Here is an 18,269-nt window from a genome sequence, read left to right on the forward strand (position 1 = left end):
TAGGAGCCTGTCGGACTGAGGATTAATCTACTGCGCTGATGGGAGCTCGGCTCAAATGCCCCCGATTTTTCGTTGCGTAGGCCCACTATGCGACCCAAAATCGTGAACATTCGATCTCGCTCTCCCATCATGCTCGCTACGATCACCTAAGTCCGACAGGCTCCTAGCGGAAGAAACGACCCATGTCGTTCATTGCCTCGGTGAGGACGGACGCATTGATGACCGGGTTGTCGATGATCCGGTAGTCCTTGTCCCGGACCTCGAAGTACCCTCCAACGTAGGTCACTGTGGTCTGTTCGGGCTCGAGAATCGCGTAACCGTTGTAGCTGCCGGCGATCAGCCACGGCCAGTCCGAGCGAGTCAAGAGGTCCTGTCCGGTGCTGTATTCCTCGACCGGATTCCTGCATCCCAGCGCCCTTGCCAGCAGTGTGGGTGGCACGTCGAGATGCGACGTGCGTACCGTCACGTCCCGGTGATCCATGCCGGGCCAGTGGACCAGCATCGGCGTGTGCATCTGGTAGTCTGAATATGCGGTCCCGTGGCCCTGGAACTCGAGCCCGTTGTCGTTGAACTCCTCACCATGGTCGCTGGTCAGGATCACAATCGTCTGCTCCATCAAACCGCGATTCTCGAGATCGTCCAGCACCCGTCCGATGAGTTCATCATCGAAACGCAGCGAACTCTTGTAACGGTCGAGCAGCGTGGGCTTGCCGCCGCTCTTCGCCTGGCTGTTGAATGCCTGATCATAGTCCGGCGGATAGCTGTAACGGTGCGTAGGTGCGGCATAGTACAGGAAGCCGAAGAACCGTTCCGCCGGTGACATACCGTCGAGCCAGGCTAACCACTCCTCGGTAATCGCGATATCTCGTGCGTACGGAGCATCTGGCCGGGTGTCCGTTTCCATCCTCAGGTCCGGGATTCTGGCAAAGACCGTGCGGTCGAGGTTGGACGGGCCGTACAGGGTGTCGCTGCCGAAGACACCGATCCGGTAGTTGCGTCGCTGAATGACGTCCATCAGCGCCGGAGGTTGCTGCAGGGACTGGAACGCCTGCCAGTAGGTTCCGGGGATGCCGTAGAACAGCGAGAACATACCCATCCGGGAGGAATTGCCGCCGCTGTAGTGATTGCGAAAATTCACAGCCCGATGAGAGAACCGCTCGATGGCGGGAGTGATCTCCGCCGTGGCGAAGTCGCTTCGCATCGCATCGACGACGATGAATAGGATGTTGTATTGCGGCGCATCCGCATCGCAATCCAAGGGCTTCACCGGATAGTTCAGTTCCTTACCGCGCACCTGCCCGAGACCGGCGACCAGGTTCCTCTCCCGGTTCTGGTTCAGTGAGATCAGCCCATGTCGATCGAGGAAGCGCTTGGCGGTGAGTCGATAGTAGAGCGGCAGGTAGTGGTCGAACTTCGTAATCGGAACATAGTAGTGCGCGTCCGCGGCAATATAGATCGCCTGGCTTCCCGTCAGGCAGAGGACAAGAAACGCACCCAGTAGTATTCCCCGGTTTCGTCGTCCCGGCGGTGAGAAACGGCGCCACGTCCAGCGGGCAAGAAACCATTCGATTGCTGCGAAAATGGCAAAATAAAGGGCGGCGAATCCCCAGGTGCCGGCACCAAGAATCCGGATCGTCAGGGGGGAGAGGTGAAAGTGATTACGCTCGAACAGCAGGCTGTCTACCGTGAGCAGCGCCAGGATCGCACTGAAGACGATGATCGCGACCGGAACGATCAGTTTCGGGCGCGGCACGAGCAGGGCCAGCGGCAACAGCAACAGGAGAAAGGGGAGATAAGCCAGCAGGGCGAACTGCCCCGTGTAGGCGAGGAAGACATAGAGAATCGCGACGGGTTCGTCCGGAAACGGAAACCGGAGGAGATAACGCAGCGACACCATCCCCATGACGGCGGCGTTCAACACGGCGAACCAGCTCGCCCATTTAAGCAGGCGGACGCGGCCGGCCGGTGCCAGCCAGTCCTTTCGCGAACCGGATTCTTCTACCGGGGCCTCGTCCCCCCGGTCAGTTCTTGCCGACATCATCTGCTATCTTCACGAGTTCCCGCGCTGCCACTTGTGCACTGTCTCCTACGTTGAACACGATCTCGCCCCGCAACACCGAGATCGATTGCTGGAACGCCTCGCGAGTGTTCAGCAGTCGTTCGATGGCCTGCGGCATCTCTTCCAGCGCTTGAGGCGAAAGGACCTCTCCGATCCTTTCCCGGATAAAGATCTCGATCGGTTCGATGCCGTAGGCCTCATAGTCCGGGTTTCTGACGCGCTTCGGGACATCGACATACAGGACCGGTTTTCCCAGCCCCAGGGCATACTCGATCGCCGAGGACGACCAGTCGCAGATCATGAGGTCCGACTCGAACAGCGATGTGGATTCTCCCATACGCGTAACGAGTTTGAACCGTGGGTTGTCACCGAACCGCTCGACCAGCCGGTCGATGACGTCGGGGGTCAGGTTCAGGGTGTGATAGTGAGGACGCACGATCACGTGGTAACCGGCTTCGAGCAGTACGCGCACCAGGTCTTCGCCGCAGAGGTTGAGGAGCGACTCTTCCCCCCAGGTCGGTGCGATAAGGATCACGGGCCGGTCTTGTGCCTCACGCGCATGCTCCCTTCCAGCGGCCATCAACGTCTCTAGACGTGTGTATCCGTGTTCGACGAGAGTCTTGGCCGGCAGACCGGCCATCTCCTCGCGCCGCCGGATTTCCCGTATCTGGTGCGGCCCCACACAGAAGACGCTGTCGTAGTGGTCGTAGGAGTTCGGGTGGTCTACCATATGGGTGCTACCCATGCCGTGAAACGTGTAGACGTAGTGCACGGAGTGGATCGAGCGTTTCAACTCGAAGTTGTTCAGGTCGAGCACGGTCAGGACCATGACGTCGGCTTGGATGAACTGAAACAGGAGGATCCTGACGAGACCGGGGGAGATATAGTAGGTGCGCAGGCGATCTCCCGCCGCCCCGAGACCGGGATCGTCCGGGTCGGAGGTTACGTAGCTGATCTCCCGCCGGAGATCGCCGGTCAGCGCCTCGATGACGGGTCGAAAATGGTGCCAGTCCTGTCCGCTTTCGGAATAGAAAACGATCCTTCGCCAGGTGGCGGGCGAGCGGGCAAAACGACGCCAGGCTGTCCAGCTGGGCAAGAAATTCCCAAGCATCTCGCGAGTCATTCCTGACCGGAGTCAGGGGTATTTCTGCCGGGGGAAATCAGCCGGTCTTGTCTGCAGGATCTTCCGATGCACTGGCGGGCTTGTGCCGGGCAGGGCCCTTCTTCGGCCGCAGGAGCGACACGAGTTTGTACCAGTAGGTCTTGACAGCCAGAATGGCGGTGGCAAATATCCCGATGATGGCGGAGACCACCATGCTTCCCGTACCTGGATCGAGGTAGGCGAACGCGGGGGATGACAGGCACAGCAAACTGGCCGCGACGATGAACAGATTCCAGGTTTTCGCTTTGAACATGGGCACCTTGATGCGATAGGGGGTTGAGGCCTGCCGGTTGGGAAAAGCGGAACTGGAAACCGGCAAGTTCATAATTTTGACATACTTTGCGCCTGCCGGGCCATCGCAATGCATTGTGTCCTGGTACGTGAGGCCGCGGGTGGTGTTCGGTCCGTTGGGTATGCGGGGGGACGAAGCGGAGGATGATCATGGGTTATCGGGTTACCCGGGTGTACACACGAAGCGGGGACGACGGCAGGACCGGTCTCGGTGACGGGACGCGCGTGGATAAGACCGCGCCACGCGTCAACGCCATCGGAGACGTCGACGAGCTGAACAGTCAGTTGGGCGTGGTGCTCGCCTTCGATTGCGATACCGATCCGCGCGAGTGCCTGGTCGCGATTCAGCACGACCTGTTCCGGGTCGGCGGGGAATTGAGCTTGCCCGGCACGGTCTCGATTCTCGGTGGAGACGTCGAATGGCTGGAGGCGAAGATCGATCGATTTAACGGTGACCTGCCCCCGCTGAAAGAGTTCATCCTGCCGGGCGGTGGGTCCCCGGCCGCTGCCTGCCATTGCGCGCGCGCCGTGTGCCGAAGGGCGGAACGCAGCGTCCTGGCCCTGGCCGCGGTCGAGGACGTGAACGAGGCCCTCCCGCGCTACATGAACCGGTTGTCGGACCTCCTGTTCGTGCTCGCGAGGACGCTGGCCCGTACGGCCAGGGAAGGCGAGGTCTTCTGGGACCGGAACCGCCCGGGGCGCTAGGCTCTGTTGACATTCATCGTGGACGGCGGCGAAGATTTGTCGTTTGGGCAAAGGGCGCGTGAAACGGCACACGGAATATCGTCTCGGTGTGGATCTCGGCGGGACGAAGATCGAAATCGTCGCACTGGGCCGCGACGGTCGACAATGGTTGCGCGAACGGATACCGGCACCTCGGGACGAGTATTCCGCGACGTTGCAGGCCATCTCGGGACTCGTTAACGGAGCGGACGCCGCGCTGGGTGGACGTGGTACGGTTGGAATCGGGACGCCCGGCGCGATCTCGCCGGTCTCCGGTCTGCTCCGAAACAGCAATTCGGTCTGGCTCAACGGCAAACCCCTCAAGGCCGATCTCGAGGCGCTTCTCGGGAGAACGGTTCGTATCTCCAATGACGCGAACTGCTTCGCCCTGTCGGAGGCCACCGATGGCGCGGCACGCGATGGCAGGGTGGTCTTCGGTGTAATCATCGGCACAGGGACCGGTGCGGGGGTGGTCGTCGGTGGCGAGGTGTTGACCGGCCCCAATGCCGTTGCCGGTGAGTGGGGCCACAATCCCCTGCCGTGGCCCCGGGGTGAAGAGATCCGGGGTCCGCGATGCTACTGCGGCAAACGGGGATGCATCGAGACATACCTCTCGGGCCCGGGGCTGAGCGCCGCATATGAACGCGCGACCGGTCGCACCGTCGATCCCAGACGTGTCGTCGAGGAGGCCGTGATGGGGAATTCGGCGGCCGAGTCGACCCTGAGGATCTACGAGGACCGGTTGGCGCGCGGTCTCGCGTCCGCCATCAACCTCCTGGATCCCGACGTGATCGTACTCGGCGGCGGGATGTCCAACATCCAGCGCCTGTATCGGAACGTCCCGGCCCTGTGGGAGGATTACGTGTTCTCTGAGTGTGTTCGTACCCGGTTAGTGACGCCGCGCCACGGCGACTCCAGCGGTGTGCGCGGTGCTGCCCGGCTGTGGAATTCGATGGCAACAGGATAGGAGAAGCGGCGGTCCGTCGAGCCAACGAGGCCATTGATCGCGGAGTCCGGCATTCGGAATGCCTATCTAATTAATTGATTCGCCGATAAAAATAATGTATGGCTCGACAAATTTTCCTGCCCTTTCGGCAAATTAGAGTATTGCGGATTTATGAAATGGCCAGTACTATAGTCATACGGCTGTCTAACTGTTTTTAGGAGAACGCACATGACCGAAAAGAAGCTGGCTATCATTGCGACCAAAGGGACCTTGGACTGGGGTTACCCTCCCTTTATTCTCGCGTCGACCGCGGCTGCGCTCGGATACGACACACAGATCTTCTTCACCTTTTATGGACTCAACCTACTCAAGCGGAAGATGTCGCTGAAGGTGACCTCTGTCGGCAATCCCGGGATGCCGATGCCGATGCCGATGCCCGTCCTGCTGCAGGCCCTGCCGGGCATGCAGGGCATGATGACCATGATGATGAAGAAGAAGATGCAGTCCAAGGGAGTGGCCAGCCTGGAGGACCTTCGCGATCTCTGTCTGGAGGCGGATGTCAAGCTTATCGCCTGCCAGATGACGGTGGATCTGTTCGATATGGATCACGCCGATTTCATCGACAACGTCGAATATGGTGGTGCGGCGACCTTTTTCGAGTTCGCCGGCGAGTCCGATATCTGCCTGTTTATCTGAATAGCGGTCTCCAATCGCGTAGACGACAGGCACGCGATGCCCGTCTGGGGCGGGGTTCGATGGAAGCCCCGCTTCGCGCGACCACTCCTGCGGTGTATTCCGGATTCCGATCCGGTGCACCTTGCGTTGTGGCGAGGGAAAGTAGGAGACGCTTGAGTGGAAACTAGCACGACAGACAACAGGCAACGCATCATTTCCGCGGCGCGTGAACTCTTCTACCAGCAGGGATACAACGCGACGTCTTTCAGTGATATCGCGCAGCGCGCCGAGATCCCCCGCGGTAATTTCTACTACTACTTCAAGTCCAAGGACGAAATTCTCCTCGGTGTCATCGATAGCTGGCTCGCGTTCGGACGCGCCAGCCTTGAGGGCCTCGAAGAGGCCTCTCCCGATCCCTGCGAACGGATGCGCGGGTTCGTCCGCAGTATGCTTCCCATGCTGGACAGCATAAGGCAGTACGGTTGCCCCTTCGGTTCGCTCAATACCGAGCTGAGGAAGGACAACAACGAGGAAGGGCTGCGCGACCATGCGCGGGAATTGTTCGATATGTATCGCGCTTGGCTCGAAACCCAGTTTTGTGCCTCCGGTCAGGAGGAAGACGCCGGGATGCTCGCGTTACACGTCATGGGCCGCTTGCAGGGGGCGAGCGTCATGACGAACACCTATCAGCAACCGGACTATTTCGAGAACGAGATCATCCTGCTCGAGGAGTGGATCAGCAAGGTGTGCGAAGGCGAGAGGCTATGACTGCGAGCAAGCATTTCCTGTCGGCATTCCGCGGCGGCTTCAGCGGGGTCCTGCGCTGGCCGCAACTCGATGAGCTGTGGGACAAGGTACGCAGCGATCCGTCGGGTGGCTGGTATGTTTATCACATCGGTGACGAACCACCGGAGCAACCCGCCACGGGTTCCCAGCTCGGCCGATTTCTCGAGGAGGTGGATCGCCTGCTGCGAACGGACCACGATGAAGACTACTGCGGTATCGTCTATGCGGACGACCGCGAAAAGCCCGCATTCGTCAAGATCTATGATCCGCACAACCTCGGCGTGACCTGTGGCTACAGTGACAATCCGCCGCTGCCCGGCTGGACGCTGTCGAAGCTTAAGCCGGTTGATCTGCACAGTGCGCAGAGGCCGACTCGGCAGCGCAGGCGCTGGTGGGAAAAGCTCTTCTCGTAGCGTCACTTCGACCTGGGCCGTGTCTGTTTCGTTTCCCTTGCGCCCTGTCTCTCCCTCTCCCCACACTGAAACCGCCAGGCACCCGGCCGTACCTATCCCACACGCGAACAGCAACCAGGGTAAACCATGGGCAAAGAAAACCCCCGCGATCCACGTCAGGTTACTCGGGGGCAGTCGGGGTGTTGCTGGTCCCCAGCCTGGTCGGGCCGGGGTTATGCGCGGTTCACGCGTTGTCTATATCGAGCATTGTGTCCGGATCAGACCCCGGTGCAGACCGCCTCGGAGGGCTCGGATTCACTGAAGTCGTTGTAGGACTTGACGGCGAAGCAGACGTAGCCCTCGTTGGCGTGGGCCAGGTCGCTCGTCTCGATCTCGACGGCCGGTGTGTTCGGGTTGAAAGACCGCTCGTTCATGGTCTGGATGTAGAAGTAGTCGACCTGGTTTTCCTCGGATCCGTACATCACCTCGTAGTACTGGATGTTCTCCTCGGCCGGGTTCGCGTCCCAGCTGAGCGCCAGCACGGTGTCGCCGCCGCCCGGCAGGGAGGGGTAGGCGACATCGGGATGCTCGGAGCCTTCCGGGCCGGTCTCGAAGACGAAGTCCCCGCCGCCGGGTGTGGCGGAGGCCGTGGAGCCGTCACCGCTGCCACCGCCGCAACCGGTCAGTGCGAGGGCGGGAAGGATGGTGGAAAGCAGAGCGAGATTTCGGATCGAAGCGATCATTACGGTGCACCCCCGTGCGTTGTGCTGCGGGGGGCTGCCAGTAAGGATCGATTCAGACCTGTAAAGTATTACAGTAAGGGCGTACGCAGCGGGGCTTGTCGCCAGGTCTGCGTCGGTGAGTCACCGGCCCGTCTGATTTCCCGGCGGCCCGGCTATCGTAGTCTCCAGTTTTTGTGGGGAGACATTAGACCCGCAGCTTTGCGCCCCGGCCTTTCGACCGGTTTGCCTTTATCAAGAAACCAACGTGATTCACATCACGGGGAAAACGGTATCCCGAGCCGGGGAGAGGATCAGCGGGTTGTGGGGCGGACGGGACCCACCGGGGGACGGGCGGGACGGACGGTTGTCATTCCGGGATGTACGGGCGAGGCGATCGCGGGTGCCAGGGTAGCGGTTTTCCGCGGTTCCCACGCCCTGCAGGGCAGGCGTGAGTTCGGTTGGGTCGTTGCGGGACCGAGGTGGCGGGAAAAGCCCGATCTACTCGGGATCCTGCAGCGCAAGGCATCGTGCGCACGGTACAGGGACATCAGTTTCTTCTAGGAGCCTGTCGGATTTAGGCGATCATAGCGAGCATTGTGGGAGAGCGAGACAAAAAGTTCGCGATTTCGAGGCGCATAGTGGGTCTACGCAACGAGGAATCGGGGATTTTTTGGCCGTTCTCCCATCAGCGCAGTAGATTGTTCCTAAAGCCGACAGGCTGCTAGGACTTCATGACCCGATTCGTGGGAAAATAGCGCAGCTTTGATCGCTCCCGCAGATGCGTCCCGTTGGCCGGCCGGTGGCGGGGTTTGCTTAATCCCGGGGACGGGGATCGAATCCCTTGAAACAGGATGGAGCCGTACATCAGATGGAGGCACATATCGCGTGTATCGTTCGGGCGTGCGAGAGGCTCCGGATCGGATTCCGGTATGTCGACAAGAACGAGAACTACGTCATTGTCGAAGACCGGTTCCACTTCCAGCTTAACAGGACGCCGTTCAACACCGAATCCATGGCCGGGTTGTGCAAGGACAAGGAGCACCAGTACGAATTGCTGCACGAATTGGTCAGGATGCCGAAGACTGCCGGTTATCTGGATTTCAATGTCCCCGCGTCCTACAGGCAATACGTCACTCACGAATCGATCGAGCGTATCGTCCAGTCGGTGGAGGAAGATTTTGGCTTGCCGGTTGTCGTGAAAAGAAACAAGGGTGCGCTGGGGAACAACGTGTTTCTCTGTCGCACAAGTGTCGACGTGCAGGCGGCGCTGCGGACGATATTTGACAGGAATTCGTCACAATACGACTACGTTGCGCTGGCCCAGGAGTACATCCGGCCGCAGCGCGAGCTCAGGGTGGTATGTTTCGAGGGGGAGCCGTTGTTGTCCTACGAACGTTACGGTACGTCCCGGGAGTTCGGTGTACGCTACTGGGAAACCGAAGGGGGAAAGGCTATCGATCTCGCTTCGGATGATATTGACTGGATCGTTTCGCGCGAGTTTCGTCCTGCACTGGAATTGCCTGGGCTCGATTTTGTAGCGCTCGACGTCATCGTTGATTCGACCGGAGAGATGTATCTGATTGAGCTGAATTCCGCACCACAGTTCAATAACTATATCCGCCACAATGGCAGGGATTCCGTGATATCGATGTATGAACACATGTTGTCGAAAAGGCTTAACTCAATCTGCGCCGGTAACAGGTTGATGCATGAGTCGATCGGTTAGAGAGGCGAATGCAAAGCGGAAGGTCGGCAGGTATGAACAGGGCGGATATTCTGTGAGCAGAGACAAATTCGCATGGCTTACGCTGGTCGTCGGCGCCGTGTTGCTGTCGGTGCTGGTCGCAGCCGGAACCGGTGAGTCAGGATTTTCTCTCCCCCTGCTGACGATGCTGCTGATCAGCGAGTTCGGTTTTCTCGTCACGGGCGCGGGGGCATTTCTCGGGGCGAGGGAATGGGTCCGAAACGGATTCAGACCCGGGGTATCGCTGGTGGCCGTTATGTGTGGACTACTTTCGGTCTGGTTCGCGATAAGGGGCTATGCCATCTGGGAGCATGTCAGCGCGCTGAAAGGATAGTACGTTTGGACATCAGGTGACGCCCCCCGCGCCAGGGTCTTGAGGTCCCGCTCACAGCGGGGGTCGCGGTCAGCGGCGCGTTGACCACGATGGCGCCGCCCGTATCCATGGGTACGGGATGCATGCCGTGCGGCCCTGTCAATGCATCGCTTTCGTTGTACACCGGCTGCCGCAAACCAGTTGATGTTTCTGTCCCGGGATCCGAACGGGAAGTCGACGAAGAAGGCGAGATCTTTGTCAAATCGGTCGAACTCCTGCGGGAAGTTGGCGGGACCGGGCATGCGCTGCTGAGCTGTCACCAATGCCGGTGATCTGGTCAACGGAAAAAGCTCATTGGGGGCCGGTACGGGTATTCCGGTATCCGCAGGGAGGGGCTCGAAGAGATTCAGTATGCTGGGGCAACCGCTTGCGGTAGCGGGATCGCTGCATTCCCCGGCGAGGCTCATGGGGTCAGCGGGTGGCGGGATCAAGGCCCCGGCCAGGACGCTCGGATAAAGCGGTCCGTAGGCCAGACCACCCCAGGCATTGTTGCCGGTGCTTCCACTCAGTGGCACCGGGTGACCGCTGTTTTCTCAGAAATGCGACTTGAATGCCGACGTCGAGTTTGGCCGCTTGTATCGATCGATCCCGCACCGGTAGGATCGTCGGCGCTGCTGGTAGCTTGGCAGGTAACCGCGACCTCGGTGATGTCGAGAATCAGGGGAAGGCCGTCCGACTAGCCCTTTCGTATCGCTTGGGCGTAAACCACGTTGAAAGGCGAAAGGATGCTGAAGATCTGATAGTCGAGGTCGGCGCAGTGCATCTTCAGGTCATTGGCACCCAGCAGAGCAATGTCGTTTCCCTCTGGCTGCCCTCCGACAGTGTCACCAGCACAGTCCAAGGGTGCATCCCTCACTGCCATCTCGGCCACCTGACCGTCGGATTGCTCGGCCCTTATCCTGCATGGAACTGCCCCGAAGCCGGATTCGCGAAAAGTCCATTCGTCATCGTCGACATCGATCTGGCCCAGCACAATCAATGTGTCGGCGTTCGAGAGCACAACGGTGGCTCCGTTGCTCCCCTTGCCCCTTACCTCGAGGCGGGCGTCCTCCGCCGTCCACTTTGCTTCGTCGATTCGGAACGTATCGCTTCGTTCCAATGCCGGGTTCGAATTGTCCGAAACGAGTGTGGTGGCGGCCTCAGCCGCCTGTTGCGCACCACAAGCGCTGACTGCCAGAGCCACTGACGCAGTCGAGAGAATGCCGGTGAAGATACGAAGACGGAGATCAGATCGGCGGACAGGCGTCACAACTATGGCTTCCCTGGATAGTTGGTCTATGGAAGAACGCGATCCGCAATGAGAATCCATTCGACCCCGTCCCGACGACAAAAAACTGTATATGGGATAATATTCCCATAATTCATTCGTTGTCAAGGTTGAGTACAGCCGAAAACTCGACCAGGGGCAATCCCCCGGCTGGTCAACCAAACATCGTGTGCGCACGGGATCAAGCATGATGTATCGACAGCAGGTCGGTGTATAGGTGTCGCAATCGATCGGGGTGGCCCCGTAAACTCCTTTCCGACGGGTGCCGGTAGGTTGGTAGCTGTAGTTGACATGCGGGACGTAGTAGCCCCCCAGCATCCGGATTGTTTTGCACAGGTTGTTGTCCCTATTTGGCGTGATCAGGAACTCCCTGCGTCAGGATAGATGTAGCCTTTATCTTCAAAGACTTTGGAGGGAGGTACCACGAAGAAGAGGGCACCGCCAGCAGGCAGTTCGCCGAGGGGATGTCGTCTATCAATCGAGACTGACCCCATTGATTCCGGGGATCTCCGTCCCGAGCAGGATCCCCAGTCTACGCAGTTCGTCCATGGTCCCGGCGCCACCGCGGACCACGACCTCTGTATTGGGGTGCTGCATCTCGATCGCGATGGTCTCGAGCAACTCCCGGCCGGTCCCGGATTGCTCGTTGCCCATGAGTTCGATCAGGCGCGCGGTGACGGGGTTCAGTTCCATGAAGCCGACTTCGTCCTTCCTGTCGCGATAGACCAGGAGGTAGGTTAACTGTTCGCCCGGTGAATCCGGCCGGAACTTGGTGCTGATGCGGTGGACCGGGAAGGTGTAGCTGAGCAGGCACGCCACCGGGGACAGCACCGGCCTCCCGTCCAGGAGATCGCCGTTCGGGTCGATGCGGTCCAGATCGGCCTCGTCCTCGGCCAATGACAGACCCAGTTCCACCCACTCGTAGTGCGCGAGCTCCCGCAGGAACGGTGGGTCCTCGGGTTGCGGCTCGCGTTCCTCGCGAAGGTAGCGAAGAAATTCCTGTGATATCTCCAGGAAGTACGGCGTGTGGCAGCGGTGGTTGGCGAAGAAATCCCGCACCATCCGGTGCCAGCCGGCGTCGTCGTACAGGGAACGTAGCACGGGAAAACCGCTGGACAAGAACCCTTCCACATTGTTGTAGAAGAGGTCGCGGTAGATCGCCATGCGGCGGTCCTCGACGTCCCCGGGTTTTGGGTTTGTCTTCGGGTCACGGATGTGGGCCGCGAAGGCATACTGGTGCCGGATGAACTCAGGACGGGTTTCAGGCCGTTGCCTCGCGTTTCCCATGGGAAGAATCCTGCTTGCGTTGGTACTGACGAATGATCTCGACTTCCTTCAGCAACTCGCCCACCGGCGGGAGATTGAAGTCGCGCTCCAGGAGGGTGGGAAAGACGCCGAAACGGGCGTAGGCCTGCTCGAGCAGGGCCCAGACCGGGTCGATGACGTCCGCCCCGTGGGTGTCGACGATCAGGTCGACGTCCTCGACGTGGTGCCCGGCGATGTGCGCGTACGCGATACGTTCGCACGGAAGCGCGGAGAGAAATGCCTCCGCGCCGTAACCGTGGTTGACCGAGTTGACGTAGATGTTGTTGACGTCCAGCAGCAGGTCGCAGTCCGCCTCCTCGAGGACCGCATTGATGAACTCGATCTCGTCCATCTCCTTGCCCGGCGCGGCGTAGTAGCTGACGTTTTCGATGGCGATGCGCCGCTCGAGGATCTCCTGGGTACGCCGGATGCGGTCCGCCACGTAGTGGACGGCCGCTTCGGTGAACGGGATGGGCATGAGGTCGTACAGATGGCCGTCGTCCGAGCAGAAACTCAGGTGCTCGGAGTAGCAGCGGACACCGTGCATGCTCAGGAAGGCCTTGACCTCACCGAGAAACGCTTCATCCAGGGGCGAAGGGCCCCCCAGGGAGAGAGAAAGTCCGTGGGCCACGAAGGGGAATCGCTCGGTAAAGGCCCGCAAGCGCTTTCCCATGGCCCCGCCCACGCCGATCCAGTTCTCCGGGGCCACTTCCATGAAGTCCACCGGCAGTGTCGGGGTGTGCTCCAGTTCGCTCAGCAGGTCGCGTCGCAGGCCAAGACCTGCACCGTCGACACGGTACGCGTCGGTCATCGTGTCATCCTCATTGCAATGGCGCGCTCGATGATTATACGCGCAGGCCCAGGTTCCGGATTGGACCGGGAGTAACATCGGGAGTAGCATTCGATTCCGGTCGCGTTCCCTCGCTCCTTCCCGAATGACTCCCTACCGCGGCAATCGTGAAAAATTTCACATCGGTACCCCCCCACTACGCCGCACAGGTTGCGGGGCCTTTTTGCTACGTTTTTCGTCGTGGTCTGGCGCTAGAGTTGCCGTAGCGACCCCATCGATCCCGGGAAACGACACCCGGTCGCGGTAATGCACGCGCCCCACAGACACACAGAACGAACGTCAAGAAACAGGGGTGGATATGAAACGTGCGACAATCACGAAGTGCGCCGTGTCGATCGTGGCCGGTATTGCCGTGGCGCCCAGCGCCGCCTACACGAAGGACACCGATACCTGGCAGACGAGGACGCTGTTCGAGCCCAGCGACTTGCAACTGAAGGCCGAGACGCGGGGACGTGTGGTGATCTACGAGGGACTCGAGGAAGCGACGGTCAAGCGCGCCCTGGACACCCAGTTTTCCCGAATCGACAACATGATGTTCGTCGGTACCGTCCGCAACGATCCGCAAGGCAGCGTCATGACGGATCCGGAGACAGGGCGCGTCGTGACCGAGGACGATGGCTGCGACTGAGTGTTTCGCCCGACCCACAGCGGGGTTTGCGCGCTGGACAGGCTTTGGGACGGGTGGCACGTTGGCACCCCGTGTGCAGTGCGCGAGAGACCTCATGACGTGTCCTCTGAACCAAGGCGCCGCAGCAGCGGTTCCATCAAGGGGGCCTGGAAGCACAGGTTGAATAGGACGACCCCGTAGGCGATCGACTGGACTGTGAACCAGGTATCCATTTCCAGGGGCAGTTGCAGGGCGAGTGCGAGGGTGACCGCGCCGCGAAGACCGCCCCAGAACACGAGCGTGCGGTCGCCCCGGGAAAGCGTTTCGGTGCCCGATGCGCGGGTGATCGGTGGCAGCAGGACCCACGCGGTCAACGCCCGGGAGACCACGACGGCGCCGATCCCGATCAGCATGGCGAGCCATTGGGCCGTGAACATGCCGGGCGTGACGGTCGCCCCCATCAGCAGGAACATCAGCGCCGCGATGATGTAACCCACGAAGCCCCAGACCGAGTTGACGAATCCCTCGTGGCAGATCCTGAGATTTGCGGTGCCCGTGAGCAGCCCGGCGGTGAGTACCGCCATCACGGATGAGACCTCGAACATGTGCACCGAGATGTAAACACTGAATATGACCACCGAGAAGGAGATTACGGCACACGGGAAGGGACCGCGAAAGGTGAACATCAGTCCGACGCCGATGACGCCGGTGATCGCGCCGACCGCGAGTCCCCCGAAGAACACCCTGAAAAAGGTCATGCATGCCTGCACGGCGTCGACCTCCGTCTGGGGCAGCGTGACCAGGGAGAGCAGCACGCCGAACAGCACGATGGCCGTTGCGTCGTTGAACAGGCTCTCCCCTTCCAGCAGATGTTTTACGCGGTCCGACAAGCCCAGTCTTTCGTAGATCGCCACCACCGCCCCCGGATCCGTGGCGGAAAGCAACGCACCGGTGAGCAGCGCCGTGACCCACGGGAAACCGCCGGGATGTCCGATGCCGAAATAGATCAGTGCCCCCGTGACGAAGGCCGAAACGATGAACAGGGGCACGCCAAGATACAGGATCGGCACGATGTCCTTCGGAAGTCTGCGGGCGTCCAGGTTGAATGCGGTGCCGAACACCAGCAGCGGTAGGAACAACTCGAGGATGAGGTCTGTGAACACGTTCCAGCGCAGCCCCGTGTCGATTCCGAAGTAGACGAGTACTTCCGAGCCGACGAATCCGACCGCCACCAGCGCCACACCGAACGGCATGCGCAGTCCTTCGGCCAGCGGCTCGACCATGAGCGCCGCCAGTAACATCGTGGTGAAGGTCAGCAGGACCAGCATGGAATCTTTCTTTACCCCTGGCTGCGGAATTTGCGATAGAGCCAACCGTCGACGCTCAGATAGCGCCCGGCGCCGACGAAGAACAGCACCAGCAGCATGAAGAAATACGTCGAGGCAAATTCTATCCCGTTGTTCAGTATCACGAAGTTGCCGTATTCCGTCAGCCTGTCGTAGTTGCCGTGTTCCTGCAGAATGGATTTGCCCCGCTCCAGGCGCTCCATGGCGGCAATCGTCCGGTCGGTCGCGAAGACCGAGCCCGCCCCCTCGGCGATCGCGAGCCATCCATTCTGCCAGTGGACCGTCACCATCGCGACCACCATTGCGGCCATCAGGGGTATCGAGATCCAGCGCACACCCAGTCCGATCAGCAGCAGAATCGCGCCGAGCAACTCGGTCAGCGATGCCGCCCAGGCCATCAGTTCGGGATGGGGCAGACCCAGTCCCCAGTCTGGATTACCGAACCAGGCCGCAGTATCCGCGACCGAGATGTTCTTGAGACTGGCGAACCACAAGCCGATGGTCGGGCCGAAGGTGGGGTCGATCCCGAGCTTTTTTGTGCCGGCCATCCAGAAGATGGGTACCAGGTAGAGTCGCAACGCGAGTGGGGCGAGAAAGTCCACGGCGCGCGTCCTGTCCAGCAGATCCTGCGCGAAATTGGCGAGACGAACGATCGGATTCATGTAGTTTTCTCCTTTCAGAACGACCGGATAACCCCCGGGCAGGCGTCATGCCGGGAACATTCGGTGAGACGAGGCGTGGCCACTATAATCCGGGAAAGGGGGATTATGCATTCGGGGGGAGATGACGGATGGGCGATGGCGCGAACAAGGCCTCTGGCAAAAAAACGGACTCACCGCGGAGCGATTGCTGGGTTACGTCGTCCCCTTCCTGGTCGTACTGGTTGCCGTCGTCGTCGCGCTCGAGTCGGCCCACCCCGGCCCCTGAGGGGAAGGCGCCGGATGCCGGCTGGACGCGTTCGGTCACCCTTGTTCGGGGGTCTTGTCCCGATATTCACAGAGATCACAAATCGGGCAGGTACCGCAACGGGGTTTGCGCGCGGTACAGGTATAGCGCCCGTGGAGGATGAGCCAGTGGTGGGCGTCCTTGCGAAATTCGGCCGGGACGAATCTCAACAGCCTTTGTTCGACCTGCAGGGGTGTCTTGCCCGTCGCGATCCGGGTGCGGTTGGCGACGCGAAAGATATGGGTGTCGACGGCGATCGTCGGTTCGCCGAAGGCGGTGTTGAGGACGACGCTGGCCGTCTTTCGCCCCACACCGGGCAGTGCCTCGAGTTCGGCGCGCTTTCGGGGCACCCTGCCGTGGTATTTCTCCACCAGGATCCCGCAGGTCTTGATGAGGTTGGCCGCCTTGGCGTTGTAGAGTCCAAGGGTTCGAATGTGATGACGCAGGCCTTCCTCACCCAGCGCCAGGATGGCCTCCGGCGTGTTGGCGACGGGAAACAGCCTTGCCGTGGCCTTGTTGACGCCGACGTCGGTCGCCTGCGCGGAAAGGATGACGGCGACGAGCAGCTCGAAGGAGGTCTCGTAGGCGAGTTCCGTCGTCGGGGACGGATTGGTTTCACGCAGGCGCTCGAATATCTCTCGGCGCTTTTCCCCGTTCATGCGGACGCGATGATGCCCTGTGGATCAGGTCGCGGCGTCGGCCGGTTGGATTGACGTTGCCACCCTGGGTTCGCGACGCTTCTGGCGGCCATCGATCACGTTCTTGAGCGCGATCAGCAGACCCAGGCCAATGAAGGCACCCGGTGGCAGGATCGCAAGCAGGAATCCCCGGTACTCGCTCCAGAAATGGATCGTCATCGCCTCTGCCGCGGGGCCGAACATCAGGTCGAAGTTCGAGAACAGGGTGCCGTGACCGATCAGTTCCCGCATGCCGCCCAGGACCACCAGGACGGCGGTGAATCCGATCCCCATGGTGAGGCCGTCCAGCGCCGAGGCGCCGACGCTGTTTTTGGATGCGAAGGCCTCGGCGCGGCCGATGATGGAACAGTTGGTGACGATGAGCGGGATGAAGATGCCCAGGATCAGATAGAGGTCGTAGAACCAGGCGCTCATGGCGAGTTCGATCGCCGTCACCGCGGAGGCGATGACCAGCACGAAGACCGGTATCCGGATCTCGGGTGTGATCCAGTGCCGGATGAGGGATACGGTGACATTCGAGGTCAGCAGCACGAGGGTGGTGGCCAGCCCGAGACCGAGTCCGTTGACGACGGAGCCGGTCACGGCGAGCAGAGGACAGAGGCCCAGCAGTTGCACCAGCGCGGCGTTGTTGCTCCACAACCCGTCTCGGGCGATGCGCCGATAGTCCTCGGTCATGGTTCCGGTCCTGGCCTGGTGAGGGCTTTGTGCCTCAGTCTTCGGCGTCCCGTTCGGCGGTTTTTGCCGGTGGTGGCGCCGAGAAAAGTTCTTCGCGATGCTCAGCGAAGTATATCAGGGTCCGCTTGACCGCATTGACCACGGCACGGGGACTGATGGTGGCGCCGGTGAACTGATCGAAGTCGCCGCCGTCGCGCTTGACGGCCCAGCGCTGCAGCGGGGGATCCCCGATGGAGCGGTCCCTGAATCCCAGGATCCAGTCCGTATGGCGGGTTTCGATCAGGTCGCCGAGTCCCGGGGTCTCGCGGTGAGACACGACGCGTACGCCCTGCAACGATCCGTTTTCGCGAATCCCGACGAGCAGCTTGATGGGGCCGTTGTAGCCGTCGGGCGCCGTCGTGGTAATGACCACACCGGTGGGGTTGCCGTCGAGCCAGGCGACATAGGCGATTGCCGGTGCCTCGGGCGTTGCGCCCAGGGACTCGTCCAGGAGTTCGACCGGTTCGGCGGCGACGTCGTTGTCGTAGGTCGACGTCGGAAGGATCTCGTTCAGGTTCCGCAGCAGCACGGTGCGTTCGTTCGCCGCGATGCGTTCGTGGGTCAACTTGAAGACGACGGCGACCAGTGCCGTGCCGACGATGGCGAACCCGGCCAGGATCAACGCCGAGCGCAGGCTGGCCTGTCGCTTCACTCCCCCCACGGA

General features: G+C 60.8%; 21 protein-coding genes and 1 riboswitch. Of the genes, 9 read left to right on the top strand and 12 right to left on the bottom strand.

Going from position 1 to position 18,269, the window contains the following annotated elements:
* Positions 1–163: 163 nt before the first annotated feature.
* The 3 genes from LJE91_16625 to LJE91_16635 form a co-directional block, all read right to left on the bottom strand.
* Positions 164–2,041, bottom strand: a complete 1,878-nt coding sequence (locus LJE91_16625; GenBank protein MCG6870290.1) for a DUF3413 domain-containing protein — start codon at positions 2,039–2,041, stop codon at positions 164–166.
* The gene (locus tag LJE91_16630) at positions 2,022–3,155 is read right to left on the bottom strand and encodes a CDP-glycerol glycerophosphotransferase family protein (protein ID MCG6870291.1); all 1,134 of its coding nucleotides are present in this window, start codon (positions 3,153–3,155) and stop codon (positions 2,022–2,024) included. The genes LJE91_16625 and LJE91_16630 overlap by 20 nt, the downstream gene beginning before the upstream one ends.
* A 64-nt stretch (positions 3,156–3,219) precedes the next feature.
* A complete protein-coding gene (locus tag LJE91_16635) occupies positions 3,220–3,588 on the bottom strand; it encodes a hypothetical protein (protein ID MCG6870292.1) in 369 nt (122 codons plus the stop codon).
* Between the two features lie 74 nt (positions 3,589–3,662).
* On the opposite strand from LJE91_16635, the gene LJE91_16640 reads away from it, so the two are divergent.
* The 5 genes from LJE91_16640 to LJE91_16660 all read left to right on the top strand — a co-directional run bounded on the left by LJE91_16640 (position 3,663) and on the right by LJE91_16660 (position 7,055).
* Positions 3,663–4,217, top strand: coding sequence for a cob(I)yrinic acid a,c-diamide adenosyltransferase (locus LJE91_16640; GenBank protein ID MCG6870293.1), 555 nt, complete (start codon positions 3,663–3,665; stop codon positions 4,215–4,217).
* A gap of 58 nt (positions 4,218–4,275) precedes the next feature.
* On the top strand, positions 4,276–5,202 hold the full coding sequence (locus LJE91_16645) for an ROK family protein (GenBank protein MCG6870294.1): 927 nt from the start codon (positions 4,276–4,278) through the stop codon (positions 5,200–5,202).
* Positions 5,203–5,409: 207 nt separating this feature from the next.
* The gene (locus tag LJE91_16650; GenBank protein MCG6870295.1) at positions 5,410–5,877 is read left to right on the top strand and encodes a DsrE/DsrF/DrsH-like family protein; all 468 of its coding nucleotides are present in this window, start codon (positions 5,410–5,412) and stop codon (positions 5,875–5,877) included.
* Positions 5,878–6,033: 156 nt separating this feature from the next.
* Positions 6,034–6,624 (top strand): TetR/AcrR family transcriptional regulator, encoded by a 591-nt coding sequence (locus tag LJE91_16655; protein ID MCG6870296.1) that lies wholly within the window; start codon positions 6,034–6,036, stop codon positions 6,622–6,624.
* Entirely contained in the window at positions 6,621–7,055 is a 435-nt protein-coding gene (locus LJE91_16660; GenBank protein MCG6870297.1) for a hypothetical protein, read from the top strand. Before LJE91_16655 ends, LJE91_16660 begins: the two co-directional genes overlap by 4 nt.
* A 257-nt stretch (positions 7,056–7,312) precedes the next feature.
* Here LJE91_16660 and LJE91_16665 read toward each other — a convergent pair whose 3' ends face one another.
* Positions 7,313–7,777, bottom strand: a complete 465-nt coding sequence (locus LJE91_16665) for a hypothetical protein (protein MCG6870298.1) — start codon at positions 7,775–7,777, stop codon at positions 7,313–7,315.
* 139 nt (positions 7,778–7,916) lie between these two features.
* Positions 7,917–8,014, bottom strand: a riboswitch (cyclic di-GMP riboswitch).
* 583 nt (positions 8,015–8,597) lie between these two features.
* Between LJE91_16665 and LJE91_16670 the strand changes: the two genes are divergently transcribed.
* Both LJE91_16670 and LJE91_16675 read left to right on the top strand, forming a co-directional pair.
* Positions 8,598–9,482 (top strand): hypothetical protein, encoded by an 885-nt coding sequence (locus LJE91_16670; protein ID MCG6870299.1) that lies wholly within the window; start codon positions 8,598–8,600, stop codon positions 9,480–9,482.
* 52 nt (positions 9,483–9,534) lie between these two features.
* Positions 9,535–9,834: a hypothetical protein gene (locus LJE91_16675; protein MCG6870300.1), complete on the top strand. Its 300-nt coding sequence runs from the start codon at positions 9,535–9,537 to the stop codon at positions 9,832–9,834.
* A 715-nt stretch (positions 9,835–10,549) separates the two neighbouring features.
* Here LJE91_16675 and LJE91_16680 read toward each other — a convergent pair.
* The 3 genes from LJE91_16680 to LJE91_16690 form a co-directional block, all read right to left on the bottom strand.
* Entirely contained in the window at positions 10,550–11,056 is a 507-nt protein-coding gene (locus LJE91_16680; GenBank protein MCG6870301.1) for a hypothetical protein, read from the bottom strand.
* A 558-nt stretch (positions 11,057–11,614) separates the two neighbouring features.
* Positions 11,615–12,427, bottom strand: coding sequence for a putative DNA-binding domain-containing protein (locus tag LJE91_16685; protein ID MCG6870302.1), 813 nt, complete (start codon positions 12,425–12,427; stop codon positions 11,615–11,617).
* Positions 12,402–13,256: a DUF692 domain-containing protein gene (locus tag LJE91_16690; protein MCG6870303.1), complete on the bottom strand. Its 855-nt coding sequence runs from the start codon at positions 13,254–13,256 to the stop codon at positions 12,402–12,404. The genes LJE91_16685 and LJE91_16690 overlap by 26 nt, the downstream gene beginning before the upstream one ends.
* Before the next feature lie 337 nt (positions 13,257–13,593).
* Here LJE91_16690 and LJE91_16695 point away from each other — a divergent pair, with 337 nt between their 5' ends.
* A complete protein-coding gene (locus LJE91_16695; protein ID MCG6870304.1) occupies positions 13,594–13,923 on the top strand; it encodes a hypothetical protein in 330 nt (109 codons plus the stop codon).
* A gap of 92 nt (positions 13,924–14,015) precedes the next feature.
* On the opposite strand, the gene LJE91_16700 is transcribed toward LJE91_16695, so the two are convergent.
* Positions 14,016–15,230: a cation:proton antiporter gene (locus tag LJE91_16700; GenBank protein ID MCG6870305.1), complete on the bottom strand. Its 1,215-nt coding sequence runs from the start codon at positions 15,228–15,230 to the stop codon at positions 14,016–14,018.
* Between the two features lie 11 nt (positions 15,231–15,241).
* The gene (locus tag LJE91_16705; protein MCG6870306.1) at positions 15,242–15,901 is read right to left on the bottom strand and encodes a DoxX family protein; all 660 of its coding nucleotides are present in this window, start codon (positions 15,899–15,901) and stop codon (positions 15,242–15,244) included.
* 130 nt (positions 15,902–16,031) lie between these two features.
* Here LJE91_16705 and LJE91_16710 point away from each other — a divergent pair, with 130 nt between their 5' ends.
* A complete protein-coding gene (locus LJE91_16710; GenBank protein MCG6870307.1) occupies positions 16,032–16,175 on the top strand; it encodes a hypothetical protein in 144 nt (47 codons plus the stop codon).
* A 35-nt stretch (positions 16,176–16,210) separates the two neighbouring features.
* Here LJE91_16710 and nth read toward each other — a convergent pair whose 3' ends face one another.
* From nth to rsxG, 3 genes are read right to left on the bottom strand one after another with little or no spacing between them, the layout of a single operon-like run.
* Positions 16,211–16,852, bottom strand: a complete 642-nt coding sequence (gene nth / locus LJE91_16715; protein ID MCG6870308.1) for an endonuclease III — start codon at positions 16,850–16,852, stop codon at positions 16,211–16,213.
* A 24-nt stretch (positions 16,853–16,876) separates the two neighbouring features.
* The gene (locus LJE91_16720; protein ID MCG6870309.1) at positions 16,877–17,566 is read right to left on the bottom strand and encodes an electron transport complex subunit E; all 690 of its coding nucleotides are present in this window, start codon (positions 17,564–17,566) and stop codon (positions 16,877–16,879) included.
* A 34-nt stretch (positions 17,567–17,600) separates the two neighbouring features.
* Complete coding sequence (gene rsxG / locus LJE91_16725; protein ID MCG6870310.1) at positions 17,601–18,266, bottom strand: electron transport complex subunit RsxG; 666 nt, start codon at positions 18,264–18,266, stop codon at positions 17,601–17,603.
* Positions 18,267–18,269: the final 3 nt, after the last annotated feature.

This window comes from Gammaproteobacteria bacterium (assembly GCA_022340215.1).
Lineage (GTDB): Bacteria > Pseudomonadota > Gammaproteobacteria > JAJDOJ01 > JAJDOJ01 > JAJDOJ01.

Excerpts from the sequence above, each read along its gene's own strand:
- LJE91_16625 (MCG6870290.1), bottom strand. The coding sequence starts at position 2,041 with ATGATGTCGGCAAGAACTGACCGGGGGGACGAGGCCCCGGTAGAAGAA.
- LJE91_16635 (MCG6870292.1), bottom strand. The coding sequence starts at position 3,588 with ATGCATTGCGATGGCCCGGCAGGCGCAAAGTATGTCAAAATTATGAAC.
- LJE91_16640 (MCG6870293.1), top strand. The coding sequence starts at position 3,663 with ATGGGTTATCGGGTTACCCGGGTGTACACACGAAGCGGGGACGACGGC.
- LJE91_16650 (MCG6870295.1), top strand. The coding sequence starts at position 5,410 with ATGACCGAAAAGAAGCTGGCTATCATTGCGACCAAAGGGACCTTGGAC.
- LJE91_16660 (MCG6870297.1), top strand. The coding sequence starts at position 6,621 with ATGACTGCGAGCAAGCATTTCCTGTCGGCATTCCGCGGCGGCTTCAGC.
- LJE91_16665 (MCG6870298.1), bottom strand. The coding sequence starts at position 7,777 with ATGATCGCTTCGATCCGAAATCTCGCTCTGCTTTCCACCATCCTTCCC.
- LJE91_16685 (MCG6870302.1), bottom strand. The coding sequence starts at position 12,427 with ATGGGAAACGCGAGGCAACGGCCTGAAACCCGTCCTGAGTTCATCCGG.
- LJE91_16690 (MCG6870303.1), bottom strand. The coding sequence starts at position 13,256 with ATGACCGACGCGTACCGTGTCGACGGTGCAGGTCTTGGCCTGCGACGC.
- LJE91_16695 (MCG6870304.1), top strand. The coding sequence starts at position 13,594 with ATGAAACGTGCGACAATCACGAAGTGCGCCGTGTCGATCGTGGCCGGT.
- LJE91_16700 (MCG6870305.1), bottom strand. The coding sequence starts at position 15,230 with ATGCTGGTCCTGCTGACCTTCACCACGATGTTACTGGCGGCGCTCATG.
- LJE91_16710 (MCG6870307.1), top strand. The coding sequence starts at position 16,032 with ATGACGGATGGGCGATGGCGCGAACAAGGCCTCTGGCAAAAAAACGGA.
- nth (MCG6870308.1), bottom strand. The coding sequence starts at position 16,852 with ATGAACGGGGAAAAGCGCCGAGAGATATTCGAGCGCCTGCGTGAAACC.
- LJE91_16720 (MCG6870309.1), bottom strand. The coding sequence starts at position 17,566 with ATGACCGAGGACTATCGGCGCATCGCCCGAGACGGGTTGTGGAGCAAC.